12 protein-coding genes and 2 pseudogenes are annotated in these 20,523 nt (G+C 61.8%); 8 read left to right on the forward strand and 6 right to left on the reverse strand.

Translation table 11 applies throughout. The annotated features are described in order from the left end of the window. Window positions 1-12: 12 nt before the first annotated feature. Both LIS66_RS21360 and LIS66_RS21365 read left to right on the forward strand, forming a co-directional pair. On the forward strand, window positions 13-1,290 hold the full coding sequence (locus LIS66_RS21360; RefSeq protein ID WP_252882015.1) for a sigma-54-dependent transcriptional regulator: 1,278 nt from the start codon (window positions 13-15) through the stop codon (window positions 1,288-1,290). Window positions 1,291-1,298: 8 nt separating this feature from the next. Next, the gene (locus LIS66_RS21365) at window positions 1,299-1,628 is read left to right on the forward strand and encodes a GlpM family protein (protein WP_172667875.1); all 330 of its coding nucleotides are present in this window, start codon (window positions 1,299-1,301) and stop codon (window positions 1,626-1,628) included. Window positions 1,629-1,857: 229 nt separating this feature from the next. Here the strand turns inward: LIS66_RS21365 and LIS66_RS21370 are convergent, their stop codons facing one another. Continuing rightward, a complete protein-coding gene (locus LIS66_RS21370; RefSeq protein WP_227972995.1) occupies window positions 1,858-2,892 on the reverse strand; it encodes an alpha/beta fold hydrolase in 1,035 nt (344 codons plus the stop codon). Window positions 2,893-3,107: 215 nt separating this feature from the next. On the opposite strand from LIS66_RS21370, the gene LIS66_RS21375 reads away from it, so the two are divergent. Both LIS66_RS21375 and metR read left to right on the forward strand, forming a co-directional pair. Further along, window positions 3,108-8,657: a dermonecrotic toxin domain-containing protein gene (locus LIS66_RS21375; RefSeq protein ID WP_227972996.1), complete on the forward strand. Its 5,550-nt coding sequence runs from the start codon at window positions 3,108-3,110 to the stop codon at window positions 8,655-8,657. A 152-nt stretch (window positions 8,658-8,809) separates the two neighbouring features. After that, on the forward strand, window positions 8,810-9,727 hold the full coding sequence (metR, locus tag LIS66_RS21380; RefSeq protein ID WP_042607384.1) for a transcriptional regulator MetR: 918 nt from the start codon (window positions 8,810-8,812) through the stop codon (window positions 9,725-9,727). A gap of 129 nt (window positions 9,728-9,856) precedes the next feature. On the opposite strand, the gene LIS66_RS21385 is transcribed toward metR, so the two are convergent. From LIS66_RS21385 to LIS66_RS21400, 4 genes and pseudogenes are all read right to left on the reverse strand, one after another. Next, window positions 9,857-10,354: a GNAT family N-acetyltransferase gene (locus LIS66_RS21385; protein WP_042607385.1), complete on the reverse strand. Its 498-nt coding sequence runs from the start codon at window positions 10,352-10,354 to the stop codon at window positions 9,857-9,859. A gap of 1 nt (window position 10,355) precedes the next feature. Beyond that, complete coding sequence (locus LIS66_RS21390; protein WP_042607386.1) at window positions 10,356-10,994, reverse strand: LysE family translocator; 639 nt, start codon at window positions 10,992-10,994, stop codon at window positions 10,356-10,358. 23 nt (window positions 10,995-11,017) lie between these two features. Next, entirely contained in the window at window positions 11,018-11,428 is a 411-nt protein-coding gene (locus tag LIS66_RS21395) for an NUDIX hydrolase (RefSeq protein WP_042607387.1), read from the reverse strand. A gap of 67 nt (window positions 11,429-11,495) precedes the next feature. Beyond that, a pseudogene (locus LIS66_RS21400) lies at window positions 11,496-11,642 on the reverse strand (amino acid permease); the annotation flags it as partial. 87 nt (window positions 11,643-11,729) lie between these two features. On the opposite strand from LIS66_RS21400, the pseudogene LIS66_RS21405 reads away from it, so the two are divergent. Beyond that, window positions 11,730-11,906, forward strand: a pseudogene (locus LIS66_RS21405) (response regulator transcription factor); the annotation flags it as partial. A gap of 172 nt (window positions 11,907-12,078) precedes the next feature. Next, window positions 12,079-13,698: an FMN-binding glutamate synthase family protein gene (locus tag LIS66_RS21410; protein ID WP_116659223.1), complete on the forward strand. Its 1,620-nt coding sequence runs from the start codon at window positions 12,079-12,081 to the stop codon at window positions 13,696-13,698. Between the two features lie 78 nt (window positions 13,699-13,776). Here LIS66_RS21410 and LIS66_RS21415 read toward each other — a convergent pair whose 3' ends face one another. Continuing rightward, complete coding sequence (locus tag LIS66_RS21415; protein WP_042607390.1) at window positions 13,777-15,198, reverse strand: amino acid permease; 1,422 nt, start codon at window positions 15,196-15,198, stop codon at window positions 13,777-13,779. Between the two features lie 564 nt (window positions 15,199-15,762). Here LIS66_RS21415 and LIS66_RS21420 point away from each other — a divergent pair. Both LIS66_RS21420 and LIS66_RS21425 read left to right on the forward strand, forming a co-directional pair. Next, window positions 15,763-16,221, forward strand: a complete 459-nt coding sequence (locus LIS66_RS21420) for an REP-associated tyrosine transposase (protein WP_042607391.1) — start codon at window positions 15,763-15,765, stop codon at window positions 16,219-16,221. Window positions 16,222-17,356: 1,135 nt separating this feature from the next. Beyond that, window positions 17,357-20,494 (forward strand): transglycosylase domain-containing protein, encoded by a 3,138-nt coding sequence (locus LIS66_RS21425; RefSeq protein ID WP_227972997.1) that lies wholly within the window; start codon window positions 17,357-17,359, stop codon window positions 20,492-20,494. Window positions 20,495-20,523: the final 29 nt, after the last annotated feature.

Below are 20,523 nucleotides of genomic sequence, written 5' to 3' on the forward strand. Positions count from 1 at the left end.
GACCCCCATGTGCTGCTCGGCTGCCAACAGGCGCTGACCCTCGAAGACATCCCGTGCATCGGCGTGGGCAGTGCCGAAGAAGCGCTGGCGCAGGTCGGCGACAACTTTGCCGGCATCGTTATCAGCGACATCCGCCTGCCGGGCATCGATGGCCTGGAACTGCTCACCCGTCTCAAGCAACGTGACCGCAGCCTGCCGGTGGTGCTGATCACCGGCCACGGCGACATCTCCATGGCCGTCGGCGCCATGCAGAAAGGCGCTTACGATTTCATGGAGAAACCGTTCTCCCCGGAGCGTCTGGTGGACGTCGCGCGGCGGGCGCTGGAGCAACGCAGCCTCGCCCGTGAAGTGTCATCGCTGCGTCGGCAACTGGCTGAACGCGATTCACTGGAAGGACGGATCATCGGTCGCTCGCCGGCAATGCAGAACCTGCGCGAACTGATCGCCAACGTGGCCGACACCTCGGCCAATGTCTTGATCGAAGGCGAGACCGGCACCGGCAAGGAACTGGTCGCCCGCTGCCTCCACGATTTCAGTCGGCGCCACAGCAAACAGTTCGTCGCGCTGAACTGCGGCGGTCTGCCGGAAAACCTTTTTGAAAGCGAGATCTTCGGCCACGAAGCCAACGCCTTCACCGGCGCCGGCAAACGCCGCATCGGCAAGATCGAACACGCCGACGGCGGCACGCTGTTCCTCGATGAAGTGGAAAGCATGCCGCTGCCATTGCAGATCAAACTGCTGCGCGTATTGCAGGAACGCACCCTCGAACGCCTCGGCTCGAACCAGAGCGTGGCGGTGGATTGCCGAGTGATTGCGGCGACCAAATCCGACCTTGATGAGTCGAGCAAGGCCGGCGAATTTCGCAGCGACTTGTACTACCGCCTCAACGTCGTGACCCTGGAATTGCCACCGTTGCGCGAACGTCGCGAAGACATCCTGCAACTGTTCGAACACTTCACCCAGCAGTCGGCACTGCGCTTTGATCGCGCGCTGCCGGAGCTGGACAACCAGACCCTGTCGAACCTGATGAGCCACGACTGGCCGGGTAACGTGCGCGAATTGCGCAACGTCGCCGAACGTTTCGCCCTCGGCCTGCCGGCCTTCAAGAAATCCGGAAGCAGCGCCGGCCAGGGCCTGGCGTTTGCCGAAGCGGTGGAAGCGTTCGAGCGCAACCTTCTGGTCGACGCCTTGCAACGCAGCGGCGGCAATCTGACCCAGGCCAGCCAGGAACTGGGCATGGCCAAGACCACGCTGTTCGACAAAGTCAAAAAGTACGGGTTGAGCCACTGATGGATCTGATTCTGAAAGCAGCGATCGGCGCCGCAGTGGTGCTGATCCTCGCGGCATTGTCGAAGACCAGAAACTACTACATCGCCGGCCTGGTGCCGCTGTTTCCGACCTTTGCCCTGATTGCGCATTACATCGTCGGCAAGGGCCGCTCGGTCGACGACCTGAAGACCACGATCGTGTTTGGCATGTGGTCGATCATTCCGTACTTCATCTATCTGGCGACGTTGTACGTGATGGTCGACCGGATGCGGCTTGAAGCCTCGCTGGCCGTGGCGGCGGTGGCGTGGTTGATGGCGGCGACGGTGCTGGTGACGGTCTGGGTGCGGCTGCACAGTTAAGATCAAAGGCTGCCCTCACCCCAGCCCTCTCCCGGAGGGAGAGGGAGCCGACCGCAGGGTGCTTCAAATTACATCGACCTGAGAAACCGAGTCGATTACGGATGCGTAACTTGAACGCGTTTTCATAATCGACCCGCTCATTCAGGTCGGCGGATAGCGCAAGACACCTCCGTAAGTCCCCTCTCCCTCCGGGAGAGGGTCAGGGTGAGGGGCTCTTGATCTTCAGCAGCTAAAGCAGATTCCCCTGCGCCACCGGTTCAACCTGCGCCCAATGCGAAGTGTCCTCGCGATGCGCCTGCAAATACGGCAGCACCGCCGCCAGCAACGGCTCCTTGAACGCCTCCTGAAAGCGATGCGCCAGTCCCGGAATCAGTTTCAGCTGACTGCCCTGAATGTGCGCGGCCAGATGCACACCGTGCATCACCGGCAGCAGCGGATCCGCTGTGCCATGCACCACCAGGGTCGGCACGCGCAACTGATTGAGCAAGGCGACACGGCTAGGCTCGGCAAGGATCGCCATGATCTGCCGCTTCACGCCTTCGGGGTTGAACGCACGATCATAGGACGCCGCCGCCTGCTGCAACAGCGCCTGCCGATCATCGCTGACTGCCGGACTGCCCAACGCGGCCAGCAAATCCGCCTGCTGTTCCAGCGCCACTTGACGATTGGGCGCACCGCGCCGCGAGAGCAATTGCACCAGCGCCGCACTCGGAGCCGGCAAGCCTTCGGCGCCCGAGGTGGTCATGATCAGCGTCAGGCTTTCCACCCGCTGCGGCGCCATCGCCGCCATGTGCTGGGCAATCATCCCGCCCATGCTCGCGCCGAGTACGTGGAATTGCTCGACCTGCAGCGCGGTCATCAAACCCAGCGCATCGTCGGCCATGTCGGTCAGGCTGTACGGCGCCGAAATCGGCAAGCCGAGCTTGTAGCGCAGCACTTCGAACGTCAGGTTGGCCTGCGCCGGTGCCTGACGCCAGGTCGACAGGCCGGCGTCGCGGTTGTCATAACGAATCACCCGGAAACCCTGCTGACACAGGGCGACTACCACCTCATCCGGCCAATGGATCAACTGCCCACCCAGGCCCATGACCAGCAGCAATGCCGGATCCGAAGCACGACCGATGCTTTGATAGGCAAGGCTGACTTGCGGCAGATCAACGTGCTCGGTCGGCACGTTCACATCACAGCGCCCTGCTGCAAACGAGCCGGCCCCGAACAAAAGCGCGGCCAACGCGGCCGCGACTGAAAAAAATCTCTTCAACATGAAAAAACACCAAAACGCAGCACCCCAGTAGAGCGCGAGTCTGATGAAGTTCGTGCGAGCGCGCTGCCACACTTCCATGACAGTTTGATGAAGAGTGCCGAGCGGTCATCCAGCCGCGGCAGACAATATCCCTGTACCGCCATGCTCCTGAGCAAACGCTTTTGAATGACCCGCACAGGAGCGGATGCCCCGCTCCCCCTTGCGAGTCATCCACCATGCTCGAACCCCTCACACTCGATTTGCCGCCGTCTGCGCCTGAGTCGTTCGCGACGTCCCTGGCGCTGCCTGAAACCATCGACGAAAGTCTGTTGTTACGGGCCAATCAACGCTGGCGCGACAGCAGCAATGGCTTGCGCGAACTGTTTGCGAAAAGTCCCGCCCTGCGCGACACGATCAACGCGTCGCTGCGACAACAGCTGCAACTGGATGGCGAAAAAACCGGATTCGGCTTCATTGCCACCCAAACGCAGCCGGAGCATTTCGTCAGCCTTACCGACGCCTGCGCTTTTGTCGTTCAACATCCGGCGCCAGATACCTCGCTCGACCAGCGCTGCCACGTTATCGGTCTGCCGCCTGATCACCCGCTGTATGCACTGAACCCGTCGCAACTGCTGGAAAAGCTCAAGCTGCTCGACCCGCAGTCCGCCCACGCCACACGCTGGGTCGGGTTCTGGGATGCCCGTGCGCCTGGCACCCCGGTGTCGCGGCGCACGCGTGCTATCGAACTGTACCGAACGCATTTCGAAGCGTGCGCTGACGCTGCGTACGCCAGTAAAACCATCAGCACCGAACAGCTCGACCTGCTGCAGCACATCGTCGATGCCGGCTCCTACCCGGTGACGTTCAAAGGTCAGCCGGTTCACCTGGAAAAACCGGCTCTGGTGCTGAGCAACCACAGCAAAGTCAAACTCCCGGGGGCTTGGGTGATCAGCCTGGGAGACCGCGCCACGGCCCGGGCTCTGCTCTACCTGCCCTGCCGCCCCGCGTGCATCCAGGCATTCGACAATCGAGCGGATCTGCAAATATGGCTGGCCGCTCAGGTGCAGATTCCCACCGGCCTGCCGTGCGAGATCCAGCGTTTCGATTACAGCGCCGCGACCGACCCGATGATCACCGGTGCCAGCGATCTGTTCGCCGACCGCCAGCATGCGCAGATCAACGCGTTGCGCAACAGCAACCGGGGCAACCCCGGGTTGCGCGACCACGGTGCGCAAGCGCTGGCGCATGTCGATCTCATCGACCATCAGCGCGGCACAGCGATCATCGTTGCAGCGCCCGCGCCGGCCAAGGCGTCAGCCGCGCCGGATACCCTCGCGAGCGACGCTCCTCCGTTGTTTGGCAGCCTGTCCGCTGGTGTTCCGCTGGCCGTCAGGCATGCCGCGCTCAAGCGCGAGCGCGATGCACTCGAACAGCTGCAGACCGACGACCGCGACGGTTCGCGCTTTGAACAATGCCTGGACGCACTGAAAGCACTGGAAATTGCCGAGCAAGCCTGCGAGAACGCCTGCACCTCATTGCTAGACGACTCCCCCATCTCCGACCCGACATTCACTGCGATTTATCAGGCTCACAAGGATGGCTTGCATGCCGAGGCGAAGCTGCAAGCGATCCTCGGGCAGATCGACAGCGCCGAACACGACCTGCTCAAAGCCGTGCTGGACAACCCTGAGGCCAGCGCACGCAATGCAGAGTGGGTCGCGGCCAGCCTGACCCTGTCACTGAGCGAAACCCGCGACGCAGTCACTACGCAGCAGCGCGAGACGCTCAACGGCGTATTTGTCCTCACGCGGCAAGCTGCGCTGACGGACAGCGGGTCCGAGGCGAGTCTGCTGCTTTACTGCCCGGGCAGCGGCGGTGGCCTGCAGCGCTTTCGCGATCGCCGGGCATTGGCGCTCGAATTGTTCAAGCTTGACGAGCAGGACAGCGAATCGGCCTTGCAGCTCGACGCCATTGCCTCTGATCCGCTGCGTCATTGTCTCAGCGCGCTGATTGCCGATTGCGAAACACGGGCCGCCGGGTTGCGCGACCAGACCGGGCACGCCGATGCACTGGAAATTCTCCGTCAGGCGTGCACGGCCGCCGTGCAAGTCCCGGTCAGCGCCGCCAGAACCCTGATGTTCGCGCATGTGCAAGAGCAGGAGCGCAGCGGTGTGCTGGCCACTCATCTGCCGGACTGGCTGGTGCGTCTGCAGGAAAACGAGCGGATCGCGCTCAAACAGCACATCAAGGCGTACATCGAGGCGATGCGCAAAAGCCATGCGCTGATGACCCGGGCACTGGAACCGCGCGACGACTTCACCCGCAAACACCTGTACGCACGCCTGCGCAAGGACTTCGCCACCGAGGGCTATTTTTCCGTGCAGGTCGAATTGCCCGATTCCACCCGAACCGAAACGGTGGTGGAAGCCAGCCCCGCCGGCCCGCGGCGTAAAACCGTGATCGTGCCCGGCGCTACGCACAGCGTGATGTCACTCGAAGACCTCGCTCAACTGAATATCGACAACGTTCACTCAGTGCTCAATGACTCGCTGTCGCAGCGCCTGATTTTCATGCGCCTGACCGTCAATGCTGCGCGCCAACGGGATCGCAACCGTCTGCTCAACGGCATCAACCTGAGCTATCTGCGTAAAGTCCTGCCGGAGCTGGACCTGCCCAAGGCCTATGAGCGCAGGATCCACGAGGCCTTCCATGGCGCGCCCGGTGAAGCGCTGTTCGTCAGTCAGCATCGGCGTGAAAGCCTGATCGAACCCTGGCGCCTGCTGCTGAAGATTCAGAGTGATAATGCGCGTGCACAAAAACATCTGAACCGCGATGAAGCCGAGGTGGTGAACATTGCGATCGACGCCAACACCACAGACGCCTGGCTCGCCAAGGGCAAGCGCATCGTGCTGCTGCCGGTCGCGCTTGCAGCCGGCGGCAAGGATACGCCGCGCGAAGGCCCGGTGACCTTGTCCGGCGTGACCTTCATTGAAGAACAGATCAGCGGCATGACTCTGCTGTACCTGCCGGACAGCCCGGATCAGCAATTTTTCCGTCGCTACGACAGTCTCGAGTCAGCGCGCAAAGGGCTGTTCACGTTGTGCGCAAATGACCGCTGGATCGAATACCTGGCGGGTAAGGCCTTGCACGGCGATGTCCGCGCGCATACCCGCCGCATCGGTCAGGCCGTGGAAAAAAACTTCGATGCGATTATCGACGTCGGCACGCGCTGGCCGGCGAGGACTTCTCTGGCCGCGCACCTGCTCGACGCGCACATGGGGCGTTTGCTCGAAGCTCATCGCGGCAGTTCGCGCTCCAATGATGAGCTGTTTTTCGAGCGCTACGCACTCAAGGGGCCACGCGCGTTCAATTACATAAAAATGGCGCTGGGCATGGTGCCCTTCGTCGGCACCGTGGTGGCGCTGTATGACGCCTGGAATGCAGCCAATCAGGCCGTGGCGGCGTTTTTGCGCGGCGAGGTCGCGGATGGCCTGGCCGCCATCGAGGCGATGTTTCTCTCGTTGATCGACGCATTCATGGATCTGCTTCCGGGCGAGGCGGTGGCCTCGACGCTCTCGCGCACCACTCGCGCGCTGACACGTGCGCGCCAGGTGCATACGCTGCTGGGCAACGTCGCGGCTCTGCATGGCAAAACCCAGCGGCAGGCCCGGCACGTGCTGGCCCGCTTCCAGGATTACGACTACGAACAACCGCTGTCGCTGGCCGGAATCGAACCCGCCCGTCATGGCCTCTACCGTGGCATTTACCGACATGCGGACGGGGATTTTATCGAACGGCAGGGGCGCATCTACCAGGTGGAGCTCGACACGGACTCGCGCAACTGGCGCCTGTTCGGCAATTCGCGCAAGTCTTACAAACAACCGATCGCGCTGGATGAAAGCGGCCAGTGGGATACCTGGTACGGCGTCTACGGGATCGCCAGCTCGGGTGGCCTGCATGGCGGCGGCAACGTCGCCGGACATCTGGCCGATACGCTGGACCCTTACTGGCCACCGGTGATTCGCCAGCGCTTGCCACGCTGGTGGGCAGAGCGCACGTTTCGCCGCCACCAGCAGCTGGAACTGGAGACTGAACGCCTGGCCAATCTCATCGATAGCAAGGTCGAGGCGCACAAGAAGGCGATCCTGGCTTTCCAGCACGCCAGCCCCGCCAACCAGCGCGCCCTGCTGCCGGCCGCCGAAGCGGCATGCCTGGAAGATATCCGCCTGTGCGTTCAACGCTATCAGGCGCTGGAGGAGTTGAAGCCGCTCACCAGTGGCAATAAACAAGGGGCCGTCAACCGCGTGCAAAGCTCCCTCGCCGTTCGCCTGACCTCGCGATATGCCATGCGCGCCGGTCAGGTTTCGGCCGGCACAGTCATGGTGCTGGAGGACGTCCGGCGCTTGAGCGGCATGCTCAGCGCATTGCCGGCGGGCACACGTTCGCAGCGACTGGCGTTGCGTGCCCGGATTCGGGATCTGCAGATCGACTACGTAAACAAATTCGAGGAGCTGGAAAACCTGCGGCTTCAGCTCAATCAGTGGTACGAGCGCATCACCTTGAGATCCGACAGGGTCGGGCGGATCGACAGTGTGAACCTGATCAATCGTCAGCACAGCGATGCCCGCCTGCTCTTTCACAAAACCTATATGCGCCTGGACCTGGTGAAGAATTACAGCTACGACAATGACGTTTCCTGGATGTACTTTCGCGAGCGCACAGACGAACTCTGGAAGGAGGCCAGAGAGGCCGTGACCACTCAGTACGACCTGCCCAACCTTCAAGCCACTGCACAACATCGCAGCCAGATGCTTGAGCGATGCCTGGATGTCTACACGCGCTTCCGACGGCAAATGACTATCTGGATGACGGACTATCCAGAGCATCTTCATCAGGACGCCATCGAACCGCTGCTCGACGGCCTGGAGCAGATGGCCGGCCGTGCCCGCCGTGGCGTAATCGATCCAGCGGCGCCGAGAACGCCCGGACAGCCTGCCCAGCGCGTCTTCACCACTGCGGACGGCAACCTGCTGTATGGCACGGAACGATTCGACACGCGGTCGCAGCGTCGGACTTATGAACGCCGGCTCAGAGATGGCGAAGTGCAGATCTGGGAGCAAGGCGCCGATGGCCGCTCGCGCCAGGTCGGTCCGGCTCAGGCCCCCCCACCTGCGACGCCTTCAGTCAGCCTCGCCGCTCTGGTCAGTGATGCCCGGCAGCGTCTGGACAGAATCCCTGCCTACCGGGCCGTTGTGCAGAGCAATGCCGACCGGGGCATGCAGCCGATCGATTTGCAACACATGATGGACACCCAGGCCGGTGAGCTGAACACCCGTGCCGACCGTATCGCCGCCCGATCCGCGCAACATCCGCTCATCCAGCGCCTGCGTGATCAAGCCGCCGAACTGATCGTTGCCGGGCGCGCCCTGCGCACCGAACGCACTCTGACCATCCAGAAGCCCACCGACGGCATGCTCGACGACCTGATCGGTCAGGGCGCGGTGGAAATCCGCAGAACGCAACCGATCAGATTACTCGGCAGGCATGCCGGTCACCCGGACTATATGCAGGAGTACGAGATCTGGAACCTGACGAGCCAACCCCCGCAGTTGCTGTGGTACGCGCACTTTCACTACCGCAACGCGACGCCGGTGTTCAACCGCTTCGAAACCGCGCATTTGAAATTGCCGCAGCATCGCTTCCAGACCCATGCCGATGATCCGACGCTGCCCTATTCGAAAATCGGCAGACAGTCGGTTGTGCTCCGGCATTTCGAGCGGATCTGACTAAAAGCGCCCGGTCTTGCTCACAGCCCACCATGCAGTGGGCAAGGTCGAATCGCCCAGCCCCGAAAGCAGCAGAGTCGACAACAGACTGACCATGAGACAAACTCAACCAATCCTCGCTGATCACAAGTTTTGTTCATGGAGCCCCGCCGGTGCTTGAAATCCGTCACTTGAAAACCCTGCATGCCCTGCGTGAAGCCGACAGTCTGGTCGACGCCGCTGACCGCCTGCATCTGACACAGTCAGCCCTGTCGCATCAATTCAAAGAACTGGAAGAACGCATGGGCATGCCATTGTTCGTGCGCAAGACCAAACCGGTGCGTTTCACCAGCGCCGGTCTGCGCCTGCTGCAGTTGGCCGACGCCACCCTGCCGCTGCTGCGCGCCGCCGAGCGCGATATCGGTCGTCTGGCCGGTGGCACTGCCGGACGTCTGCACATGGCTATCGAATGCCATAGCTGCTTCCAGTGGCTGATGCCGACCATCGATCAGTTCCGCGATGCCTGGCCGGAAGTCGAGCTGGACCTGGCTTCAGGTTTCGCTTTTGCACCATTGCCGGCACTCGCCCGAGGCGATCTGGATCTGGTGGTGACGTCCGATCCGCTGGAGCTCGCCGGCATCACTTACGTGCCGCTGTTCACTTACGAGGCCATGCTCGCCGTAGCCAATCAGCACGCGTTGGCGAGCAAGCCGTATATCGTTCCTGAAGACCTGCTGACTGAAACGCTGATCACCTACCCGGTGGAACGCGATCGTCTGGACATCTTCACCCGTTTCCTCGAACCGGCCGACATTGAACCGGCGCAGGTGCGTACTTCCGAGCTGACCGTGATGATGATGCAGTTGGTCGCCAGCGGCCGGGGCGTCTGCGGGATGCCGCACTGGGCGCTGCATGAATACAGCTCACGCGGGTATGTGAAGGGCAAGCGGTTGGGGGAGAAAGGTCTGTTCGCGACGCTGTATGCAGCGATTCGCACCGACATGCTCGATGCGCCGTACATGCGCGATTTCCTGCTGACCGCCAAGGACACCTCGTTCTCGACCCTGGATGGCGTCAGCGCCGTACGTTGAAAACCAAATCAAGAGATCCCCCTGTGGGAGCGAGCCTGCTCGCGAAAGCGGTGGATGATTCAGCGATGATGTCGGCTTGACGGACGCCTTCGCGAGCAGGCTCGCTCCCACAAGGATTGGCGTGGTGGGTCAGACTTCACGCCACATGTGGATCTTGTCGAAATAGTCTTCGCCGACGCGCACCGCCAGTGGTTCGAGACCGTACTGAATGAAGCCGCAGCGCTGATACAACTGAAAAGCCGCGTCGTTGCCGGCAGTGACAGTGAGCTGGACAAGCTTCAGCGCCGGATGCTGTTGCGCTTCGGCCAAAGCCGCCTGGACCAGCTCAAAGCCCAGGCCCCGCCGACGAAAATCCGCCGAGACATACATGCCGAACAGCGTGGCCTTGTGTCGCGCCTTCTCGCGCGGTTCGAAGGCCAGGCCGACAATCCCGGCCAACGTCCCGGCATCGAATGCCCCCAACACCACATCGAGCTTGCTGGTCAGGCGTGCTTCCCACCAACTCAACGGCATCACCGCGCGTTCGCGCACGCTGGAGGTGAACGCCTGCGGATGCCGGTCGTAGGCTTCGAGCATCAGCGCGCGGTACGCCAGGGCATGGCGGGCATCCAGCCGTTCGATCCACACTTCAGGCGGTCCGCCGCTGTTCCAGCATCAACCGCACCGCGAGGCCGCCGAGCACCAGGCCCATGAAATAGCGCTGCACCGCCAGCCAGGTCGGGTTGCGCACGAACCACGAGGCGATGCCTGCAGCGAAGAGCGCGATCAACAGATTGACGCTGAAACTGACGCTGATCTGGGTCAGACCGAGGAGGATGCTTTGGGTGAAAACGGAGCCATGTTCAGGGCTGATGAATTGCGGAAACACCGACAGATAGAAAACCGCGATTTTCGGGTTCAGCGCACTGGTGAGAAAGCCCATGGTGATCAGTTTGCGCGACGAGTCCGGCGGCAATTGCCGGGCTTCGAACGGCGAACGTGCGCCGGGTTTCAGCGCTTGCCAGGCCAGCCACAACAGGTACAGCGCGCCGGCCCATTTCAGCACTTCATAGGCCATCGGCACGGCGAGAAACACCGCCGTCAAGCCGGCCGCCGCCGCGAACATATGCACGAAGAACCCGCCGACCACACCGAGCAGCGACGTCACGCCGGCGCGGCGGCCCTGACAGATCGAACGCGAGATCAGGTAGATCATGTTCGGTCCCGGCGTCAGCACCATCAGCAGAGCGGCAGCGGCAAAGATCAGCAAGTCTGGCAGCGGGATCATGGCAACGTCCTTTGCGGGAATGATCAGGCGAGTGCAGTCAGTGAACGGCGATAAAACGGCAGGATGTGCTCGCGTGTCAATGGCGCCAGTTCGACCGCCGGATCAGTGGCCGGATCGACCCAGATGACTTCCTCGATTTCCGCCGCCGGGCACACGTCAGTATCGATGGTCAGTTGAAAGATTTCCGCGTGCACGATGAAGCCTGGCTCGTTGGCGGCGGGGGCGGAAAACCGGCTCAGATAGATTGCCTGCGCCGGGTCGATCTGTAGGCCCAGTTCTTCTTCCAGCTCCCGCGCGAGAGCGTGAACCGGCAGCTCATGGGCTTCGATCTTGCCGCCCGGCTGCATGAACGCCGTAGTACCGCGTTTGCGCACCAGCAGGGTCTGGCCGTGAGCGTTGAGCAACAGGGCAGCGGCGATATGAATGGTCGACATGAAGGAATCCCTTGGCGCAAAGGCGCCAAGGATCCCATGCCCGTCAGCGGTAAGCCAAGCGCAAGACTCAGGTCGCTTCCTGGAAGTCCAGTTCCGGTGGCTGACGACGGAAACCGCCGGTGAGCACGGCGAGACAGACCACGCCGATCGCCAGCCAGCTCAGCCCCAGCCAGACCGCCAGATGATCGAGGCTGACCATCAACCAAACCACAGCGGCGTATTCGCATCACCCCCAATGTAGTGCACGCACAGCGCAACGAAGGCGATGAGCACAAGGAATTGCCAGGGCGCGGGCGGTTTCCGGGAACTGGATGTCGGGCGTTTGATGCTCAGCGGTTGCTCCAGCAAAGAAATCGCCCGTAAGCTGGAAATCTTCGTGGAAACCGTGAAAGTCCATAAGAAACACATGTACAGCAAACCGGGGATCAAATCCCAGTCAGAGCTGTTTTCGATTTTTATGCAGGCGCAGAACGCCTGAACGCTTGATGAAAGTGCTTTATGTAGGAGTGAGCCTGCTCGCGATGGCGTCGGGTCAGTCAACTCGTTTGCAGCTGATATACCGCTATCGCGAGCAGGCTCACTCCTACAGGGGAATGGTGTTCATCCCTAAAGCTTCGATGAATATTCCGAGTCCGAACCAGGGAACCCGTATGAGCCTGTCGCTGCTGAGCCGCTACGCCTTCTTTGCCGTCTGTGTGATTTTCACTCTCGCCAGCCTGCCTTTCCTCGAACATGACTGGCTGTGGCCGATCACCGCTGTCACTGGCGTGCTCAGCCTGCTCGGGATCTTCGACCTGCTGCAGACACGCCACGCGGTGCGCCGCAACTATCCGATTCTGGGCAATATCCGTTATCTGGTCGAAGGCATCCGCCCGGAGATTCGCCAGTACCTGCTCGAGTCCGACAGCGACGCCCTGCCCTTCTCCCGCGCCCAGCGTTCGCTGGTGTACTCGCGAGCGAAAAACGAGACCGCCGACAAACCGTTCGGTACCTTGATCGACGTCTATCAGTCGGGCTTCGAATTCATCGGCCATTCGATGCGTCCGGCGCCGTTGAGCGATCCGAACGGTTTCCGCGTCACTGTCGGCGGCCCGCAATGCACGCAGCCGTACTCGGCGTCGATCTTCAATATTTCAGCGATGAGCTTCGGCTCGCTCAGTGCCAACGCCATCCGCGCGCTGAACCAGGGTGCGAAACTCGGCAACTTCGCCCACGACACCGGTGAAGGCAGCATCAGCCCGTATCACCGCGAGCACGGCGGCGACCTGACGTGGGAACTGGGCAGCGGCTACTTCGGCTGCCGCACCAGCGACGGCCGTTTCGACCCGGAGCGCTTCGCCGTGCAGGCACAGAACCCGCAGGTGCGCATGATCGAAATCAAGATGAGCCAAGGCGCCAAACCTGGCCACGGCGGCATCTTGCCCAAACACAAGGTCACCCGGGAAATCGCCGAAACCCGCGGCATCCTGATGGGCGAAGACTGCGTTTCGCCCTCGCGCCACAGTGCGTTTTCCACACCGATTGAAATGATGCAGTTCATCCAGCAGCTGCGTGAACTGTCCGGCGGAAAACCGGTGGGCTTCAAGTTCTGTCTCGGCCATCCGTGGGAATTCATGGGCATTGCCAAAGCCATGCTGGAAACCGGCATCCTTCCCGATTTCATCGTCGTCGATGGCAAGGAAGGCGGCACTGGCGCAGCCCCTGTCGAGTTCACCGACCACATCGGCGTGCCGATGCGCGAAGGTCTGCTGTTCGTGCACAACACGCTGGTCGGCCTGAACCTGCGCGACAAGATCAAACTCGGCGCCAGCGGCAAGATCGTCAGCGCCTTCGACATCGCCAGCGTGCTGGCCATCGGCGCCGACTGGGCGAACTCCGCGCGCGGTTTCATGTTCGCCATCGGCTGCATCCAGTCGCAGTCGTGCCATACCAACAAATGCCCGACCGGCGTCGCCACCCAGGACGCCCTGCGCCAACGCGCTCTGGTGGTGCCGGACAAGGCCCAGCGCGTCTACAACTTCCACCGCAGCACGCTCAAAGCGCTGGCGGAAATGCTCGCGGCGGCCGGGCTCGAGCATCCTTCGCAACTGTCGGCCAAGCACCTGGTGCGGCGCATGTCGGCGACCGAGATCAAGCTGTTCTCGCAGTTGCACGTGTTCCTGAAACCGGGGGAATTGCTCACGGGTGAAGTGAATGGCGAGTTTTACTCGCGGATGTGGCAGATGGCGCGGGCGGACAGTTTTGAGCCGCTGGACGTAGTGGCCGCGTAGCGCTGGCGATCGACTCGCGCCCACCACAAAAAAAGCCCCGATCCTGTGACCGGGGCTTTGTTTTTTCAGCGACTGGACTTACGAAACCGAACGCACCGTGTCTTGGGACACCTGGGTCGGCTGCAACTTGAACACGTAGAACAACACCGTCAGCAGAACCAGAAACGCAGGCCCTACATACAGCGCCACACGGGTATCGGGAAAGTACGCCATCAGGCCGACCACCAGCACCAGAAACGCCAGGGCGAAGTACGAGCTGACCGGGTACAGCCACATCTTGTACTTGAGCCCGGCACGTTCGCTGGCGCTCAGGCCTTTGCGGAATTTCAGTTGCGCCAGCAGGATCATCACCCAGGTCCAGATCGCGCCGAAGGTTGCGATCGAGGTGACCCAGACGAAGACTTTTTCAGGCACCAGATAGTTGAGCATTACACCCAGCAGCAACACCGCGATCGATAGCAGCAGCGCACGACGCGGCACGCCGTTGTTCGAGGTCTTGGCGAAACCGGCCGGGGCCTGGCCATTCTGCGCCAGGCTGTAGAGCATGCGCCCGGTGCTGAAGATGCCGCCGTTGCACGACGACAGCGCCGCAGTAATCACCACGAAGTTGATGATGCCGGCGGCGGTCTTGATGCCCAAACGCTCGAAGGTCATCACGAACGGGCTGCCCTGGGTGCCGATTTCATTCCACGGGTAGATCGACAGGATCACGAACAGCGCGCCGACGTAGAACAGCAGAATCCGCCAGAACACCGAGCCGATCGCGTCTGGAATGGTCTTTTGCGGATTCTTCGCTTCACCGGCGGTCAGGCCGATCATCTCGACGCCGAGGTAGGCGAACATGACCATTTGCAGGGACATCAGTACACCGGTGACGCCGTTGGGCATGAAGCCGCCGTGCGCCCAAAGGTTGGAAATCCCCAGCGCCACTCCGTCATTGCCGAAACCGAAGGCAATGATGCCGACGCCGCCGATCACCATGGCGATGATGGTGACGATCTTGATCAGGGCGAACCAGAACTCGAATTCGCCGAAGGCTTTGACCGCGATCAGGTTGATCGAGCCCATGCTGATCAGCGCCGCCAGGGCCCAGATCCAGCGCGGCACATCCGGGAACCAGATGCCCATGTACACCGCCACGGCGGTGATTTCCGCGACGCAGGTCACCAGCCACAGAAACCAGTAGTTCCAGCCCGTGAGGAAGCCTGCCAGCGGACCGAGGTAGTCCTGCGCATAGCGGCTGAACGAACCGGCCACCGGGTTATGCACGGCCATTTCGCCGAGGGCGCGCATGATCACCAGAATCGCCAGACCGCCGAGAATGTAAGACAGCATGATCGCCGGGCCAGCCATTTCGATGGCCTTGGCCGAACCGAGAAACAGGCCGACGCCGATACAGGCGCCGAGCGCCATCAGGCGGATATGCCGTTCGCCGAGTTCGCGTTTGAGCGGACCGCCCTGGGCGGTATTGCCGTGAGGCAGAGGATTGCCGACTGGCATAGGGGTACAACCTCGTCTTGTTATTGGATATGACCGCCGGGTTTCGAAGCGTCGGCCGATAGGCCTAGGCGGGGCAGGAAACCGCGTCGGCTTCGTGGGCAGACGCATCAGCGGGCGTGCAGTATAAAAAGCTCCGGGCAGGATTTTTCACTCTATAAGTCACAACATTCAGCGACAACTCTCGGCAAAAGCCCCGTTTGCGGAGAGGGTTTACCTACGTCATGTAGGAATTTTCGCCGCCAAAAAAGGCGCCGAGTATTGCACAGTCATGGTGCAGCGTCATGTTGCCCGCATGGGTTGCACCGTTCGCGTGGGGAGGGACTTGTCGAATCGCCGCGCCTTGCCGCTTGGGGGCGTAGCAGTCGGAAACCTGACTGGCTGCAGCAGTTGGGACTGCTGCGCAGTCCAGCGGTAGCAAGCTCCCTCGCCACAGGGGATCGGGTTGTTTTGCCTTCCCGGAACTTGCCCGCGCGTTTAGGAGAATCGTCTGACAGGCTTCTCAGACTCGATTCAAGCAATCGGCAGCTAGGGTAAATAGGGAATCAATCATCAGGACGCAACGGAATGCGCAAATGCTTATATTCGCATCGACTTCGACGCGGGCGGTGCTCTGAGCCAGGACGCGCTTATCTGATCACGGTTGTCGTCTATCAACGCCGTCCGATCTTCACCGATTGGCGAATCGGTCGTTTGCTGGTAGCGGAACTCAAGCGAGCCCAGGACCAGCAATGGGTCAAGTCGATCGCATGGGTGGTCATGCCGGATCATTTCCACTGGCTCGTGCAACTTGAAAACGCTTCGCTGGAGCGATTGATGCAAACCGTCAAATCCCGCAGCACGCTGACCATCAATCGCGCGCTGAACCGAACCGGGGCCTTCTGGCAAACCGGATACCACGACCGCGCGATCCGAGACAACGAAGACCTGCGCCCCTATGCGCGCTACATCATTGCCAACCCTTTGCGCGCCGGCCTGGTAAAGAAAGTCGCCGATTACCCACTTTGGGACGCTTGCTGGCTCTGAAACACCCCCTTGTGGCGAGGGAGCTTGCTCCCGCTCGGCTGCGCAGCAGTCGCAGAACCTGACTGCGCGGTGCATCAGGCAGTTCGCAGTTGCATGGGGTTGGGACTGCTGCGCAGTCCAGCGGGAGCAAGCTCCCTCGCCACAGAAGGTGTGCATCGCCCGCCCTTGCTCCCTGGCCACAGAAAGGGTGCATGGCCGCCAATTAGCGCCCACTTCCGCCATCGCGGCCCTGCCTTGCTACCTCTGAAACACCACTGTCCTTGTGGCGAGGGAGCTTGCTCCCGCTCGGCTGCGCAGCAGTCGCAAAACCTGATTGCACGGTGGATCAGGCAGATCGCAGTTGCATGGGTTGGGACTGCTGCGCAGTCCAGCGGGAGCAAGCTCCCTCGCCACAGAAGGGGTGCATCGCCCCGGACTATCGCCCCGGACTATCGCCAACTTCCGCCATCACTGCCCTGCCTGCTGCCTCTGAAACACCGCTACCCTTGTGGCGAGGGAGCTTGCTCCCGCTCGGCTGCGCAGCAGTCGCAAAACCTGATTGCACGGTGGATCAGGCAGATCGCAGTTGCATGGGTTGGGACTGCTGCGCAGTCCAGCGGGAGCAAGCTCCCTCGCCACAGAAGGGGTGCATCGCCCCGGACTATCGCCAACTTCCGCCATCACTGCCCTGCCTGCTGCCTCTGAAACAACACTGACCTTGTGGCGAGGGAGCAAGCTCCCGCTCGGCTGCGCAGCAGTCGCAAAACCTGATTGCGCGGTGGATCAGTCAGACTGTGGACGCAGGGGTTGGGACTGCTGCGCAGTCCAGCGGGAGCAAGCTCCCTCGCCACAGAAGGGGTGCATCGCCGCCAATTAGCGCACACTTCCGCCATCGCTGCCCTGTCTGCTGCCTCTGAAACAACACTGCCCTTGCTCCCTGCCCACAGAAGGGGTGCATGGCCGCCGATCAGCGCCCGCTTCCGCCATCGCTGCCCTGCCTTGCTACCTCTGAAACACCGCTGCCCTTGTGGCGAGGGAGCTTGCGGGGATTCTGCGACCGCTCCTCCCGCAGTCCTTTACATTTTTTTCCCCACGGCCAACCACCGTCTAAGCTTTAGACAAGTCCGATCAATCTGCGTGAATGGATCAGTCGACTATGGGTGCTTTGTGGCAAACCGATTCGAGTAAAACCGTGGTCCCGACTGAACGTGTGGATGAAGCGCCTGTCCCTGAAAAACCCCGCCGCAATCGGCACGGGTGGAAGGCTTTCTGGTTGTTGTTTGTGATCATCGCGGTCGTCGTGGGACTCGCCGCGTCGAAAGAAATGCGCACTTCGCGCTTCCAGGCGCGGGAACTGAGCCAGTACGCCGCTTCGCTGACCTACAAACTCGAACCCGGGCCCAGCGAAGCGATTCGTTATCCGGGCAACGGCCCGTTCGACCTGCGCCTGGGTTACAGCTCGCTGGATGAATTTCTGCCACGCCTGCTCAAGCGCAATTACGTGATCACCGAGCAGACGCGCTTCTCCCCTGCCCTGCTCAGCTACACCGACAAAGGCCTGTTCGTGCCCTATTCGGAGAAGATCCAGGCCGGACTGTCGATCACCGATTGCCGGGCCGCGCCGCTGTACCGCTACAACTATCCGCAACAGCTGTACCCGGACTTCGCAGCGATTCCGCCGGTGGTGGTCAGCAGCCTGCTGTTCATCGAAAACCGTTTTCTCCTCGACCCGAAGCAACCGCTGGCCAATCCGGCGGTGGACTGGCCGCGCTTCGGCATGGCGGCGTGGTCGCAAGTGGCGAAACTGCTGCGCCTTCCTGGGCAATCGGCCGGCGGCAGCACCTTGGCGACGCAACTGGAGAAGTACCGTCACTCGCCTGAGGGCCTGACTTCATCAGGCGCGGAGAAAATCCGCCAGATGATTTCCGCCAGTGTCCGCGCTTATCAGGATGGCCCGCAGAGCCTCGGCGCGCGGCAGAACATCGTCCGTGATTATCTCAACAGCGTGCCGCTCTCGGCGGTGCCCGGCCACGGCGAAGTGCATGGCATGGCCGAAGGCTTGCGGGTCTGGTACGGCAGTGATTTCAACAAGGCCAACGAGCAATTGAACAGCCCGGCGACCGACCCGCAGACCATGGCCGCCAAAGGCCTCGCCCTGCGGGAAATGCTCTCGCTGATGATCGCCCAGCGCCGCCCTTCCCACTACCTGACCAAGGGCCGCGAAGAGCTGGCCAACCTCACCGACAGCCACCTGCGCCTGCTCAAGCAGAACGGCGTGATCGACAGTGCCCTGGCCGATGCCGCGCTGGCGAGCACCGTGTCGTACCGCGACTGGCAAACCCAACCCACCCTGCAGCCGATCGAAACCAACAAGGGCATCAGCGCCGCTCGCAGCCGTCTGGCGAGCATGCTCAACCGGCCGCTGTACGACCTCGACCGCCTCGACCTGTCGGCCACCAGCACTCTGCAGGGCGACCTGCAAACCCAGGCCACCGCTTACCTGAAAAAACTCGCCGATCCGGCTTATGCCGCCGAAATCGGCCTGCTCGGCGAACGCTTGCTGACGCCCACCAGTACCACGCAAGTGCGCTACAGCTTCACCCTGTTCGAACTGACCCCGGACGGCTCCCGCGTGCGCGTGCAGACCGACAGCACCGACCAGCCGTTCGACATCAACGAGGGCAGCAAGCTCGAACTGGGCTCCACCGCAAAAATGCGCGTGCTTACCACTTACCTGCAAATCGTCGCCGAGCTGCACGACAAGTACGGCGCGATGAGCGTGACGGAACTGAAAAAGGTCGAGATACCGGATCAGGATCGCCTCAGCCGTTGGGTCATCGACTACCTGATCCAGAACAAGGACCACGACCTGTCGAAGCTGCTCGGCGCTGCGCTGGATCGCAAATACTCGGCCAGCCCCGGCGAGGCGTTTTTTACCGGCGGCGGGCTGCACACCTTTCACAACTTTCGCAAAGAGGACAACGGGCGCCTGCCCACTTTGCGCGATTCGTTGCGCGAGTCGATCAACCTGCCGTTCATTCGCCTGATGCGCGATATCGTGCGTTACACCACCTACTCAGGACCCAACGGCGAATTGCTCAAGGATGATCGCGACCCGCGGCGCCAGGAATACCTGGCCAGTTTTGCCGACCGCGAAGGCACTTCGTTCCTGCTCAAGTTCTGGAAGAAGTACAAGAACAAGGACACTCAAGCGCGGCTCGATACCTTTCTCGACAGCATGCGCCCGACGCCGATCCGCATGGCGGCCGTGCATCGCTATCTGCTGCCGGAAGCCAGCCAGGAAGATTTCAACCGGTTCGTGCGCTCGCACCTCAAGGGCACCAAACTCAACGAAAAACTCACGGACGACCGCCTGATCCGCCTCTACGATTCGTATGGCCCCGGCAGTTACGACCTCCCCGACCAAGGCTTTATCGCCAAGGTCCATCCACTGGACCTGTGGCTGATCGGCTACCTGCTGCATCACCCGGAAGCGACCTTCAGCGAGATCGTCAAGGCCAGCCATTTCGAGCGTCAGGAAGTCTACAGCTGGCTGTTCAAGAGTCGCCACAAGGGAGCGCGCGACAGTCGTATCCGCACCATGCTCGAGATCGAAGCCTTCCTCGACATTCACCAGCGCTGGCAGAAAGTCGGCTACCCATTCGATCACCTGGTGCCGTCACTGGCCACGGCCATCGGCAGTTCCGGCGACCGCCCCGCCGCACTCGCCGAGCTGATCGGCACCATCCTCAATGACGGCGTGCGCATGCCGACGCTGCGCATCGACAGCCTGCACTTCGCCGCCGGCACGCCCTACGAAACCCGACTGGTCAATGATCCGCATGTCGGCAAACGGGTAATGCCGGTGGAAGTCGCCAGAGCCATGCGCGAGGCATTGTCGCAAGTGGTCGATGCCGGTACCGCCAAACGGGTCTCGGGCAGCTTCAAATTGCCCGACGGTACGCCACTGGCCATGGGCGGCAAAACCGGCACCGGCGACAACCGCATTGCCGCGATCGGTTCTGGCGGACGGATCATCAGTTCGAAGTCGATCAATCGCACGGCGACCTTTGTGTTCTACATCGGCGATCACCATTTCGGCACCCTCACCGCCTTCGTGCCGGGACGCTCGGCAGAGAACTTCAAGTTCACCTCGGCCCTGCCCACGCAAGTGCTCAAGGGCATGGCGCCGATTCTCACGCCATATCTGCAGCCGGGCAGCGACTCGCAATGCAAACCGACGCAGACCGCCAGCGTGGCCATGCTCGAGGCGCCGCGCCCTACAACGAGGTAACAAATCGTGTCGGTTTTTTCTGCATCAGG

It is taken from the genome of Pseudomonas sp. HN2, from assembly GCF_020736465.1.
Classification (GTDB): Bacteria; Pseudomonadota; Gammaproteobacteria; order Pseudomonadales; family Pseudomonadaceae; genus Aquipseudomonas; species Aquipseudomonas moraviensis_A.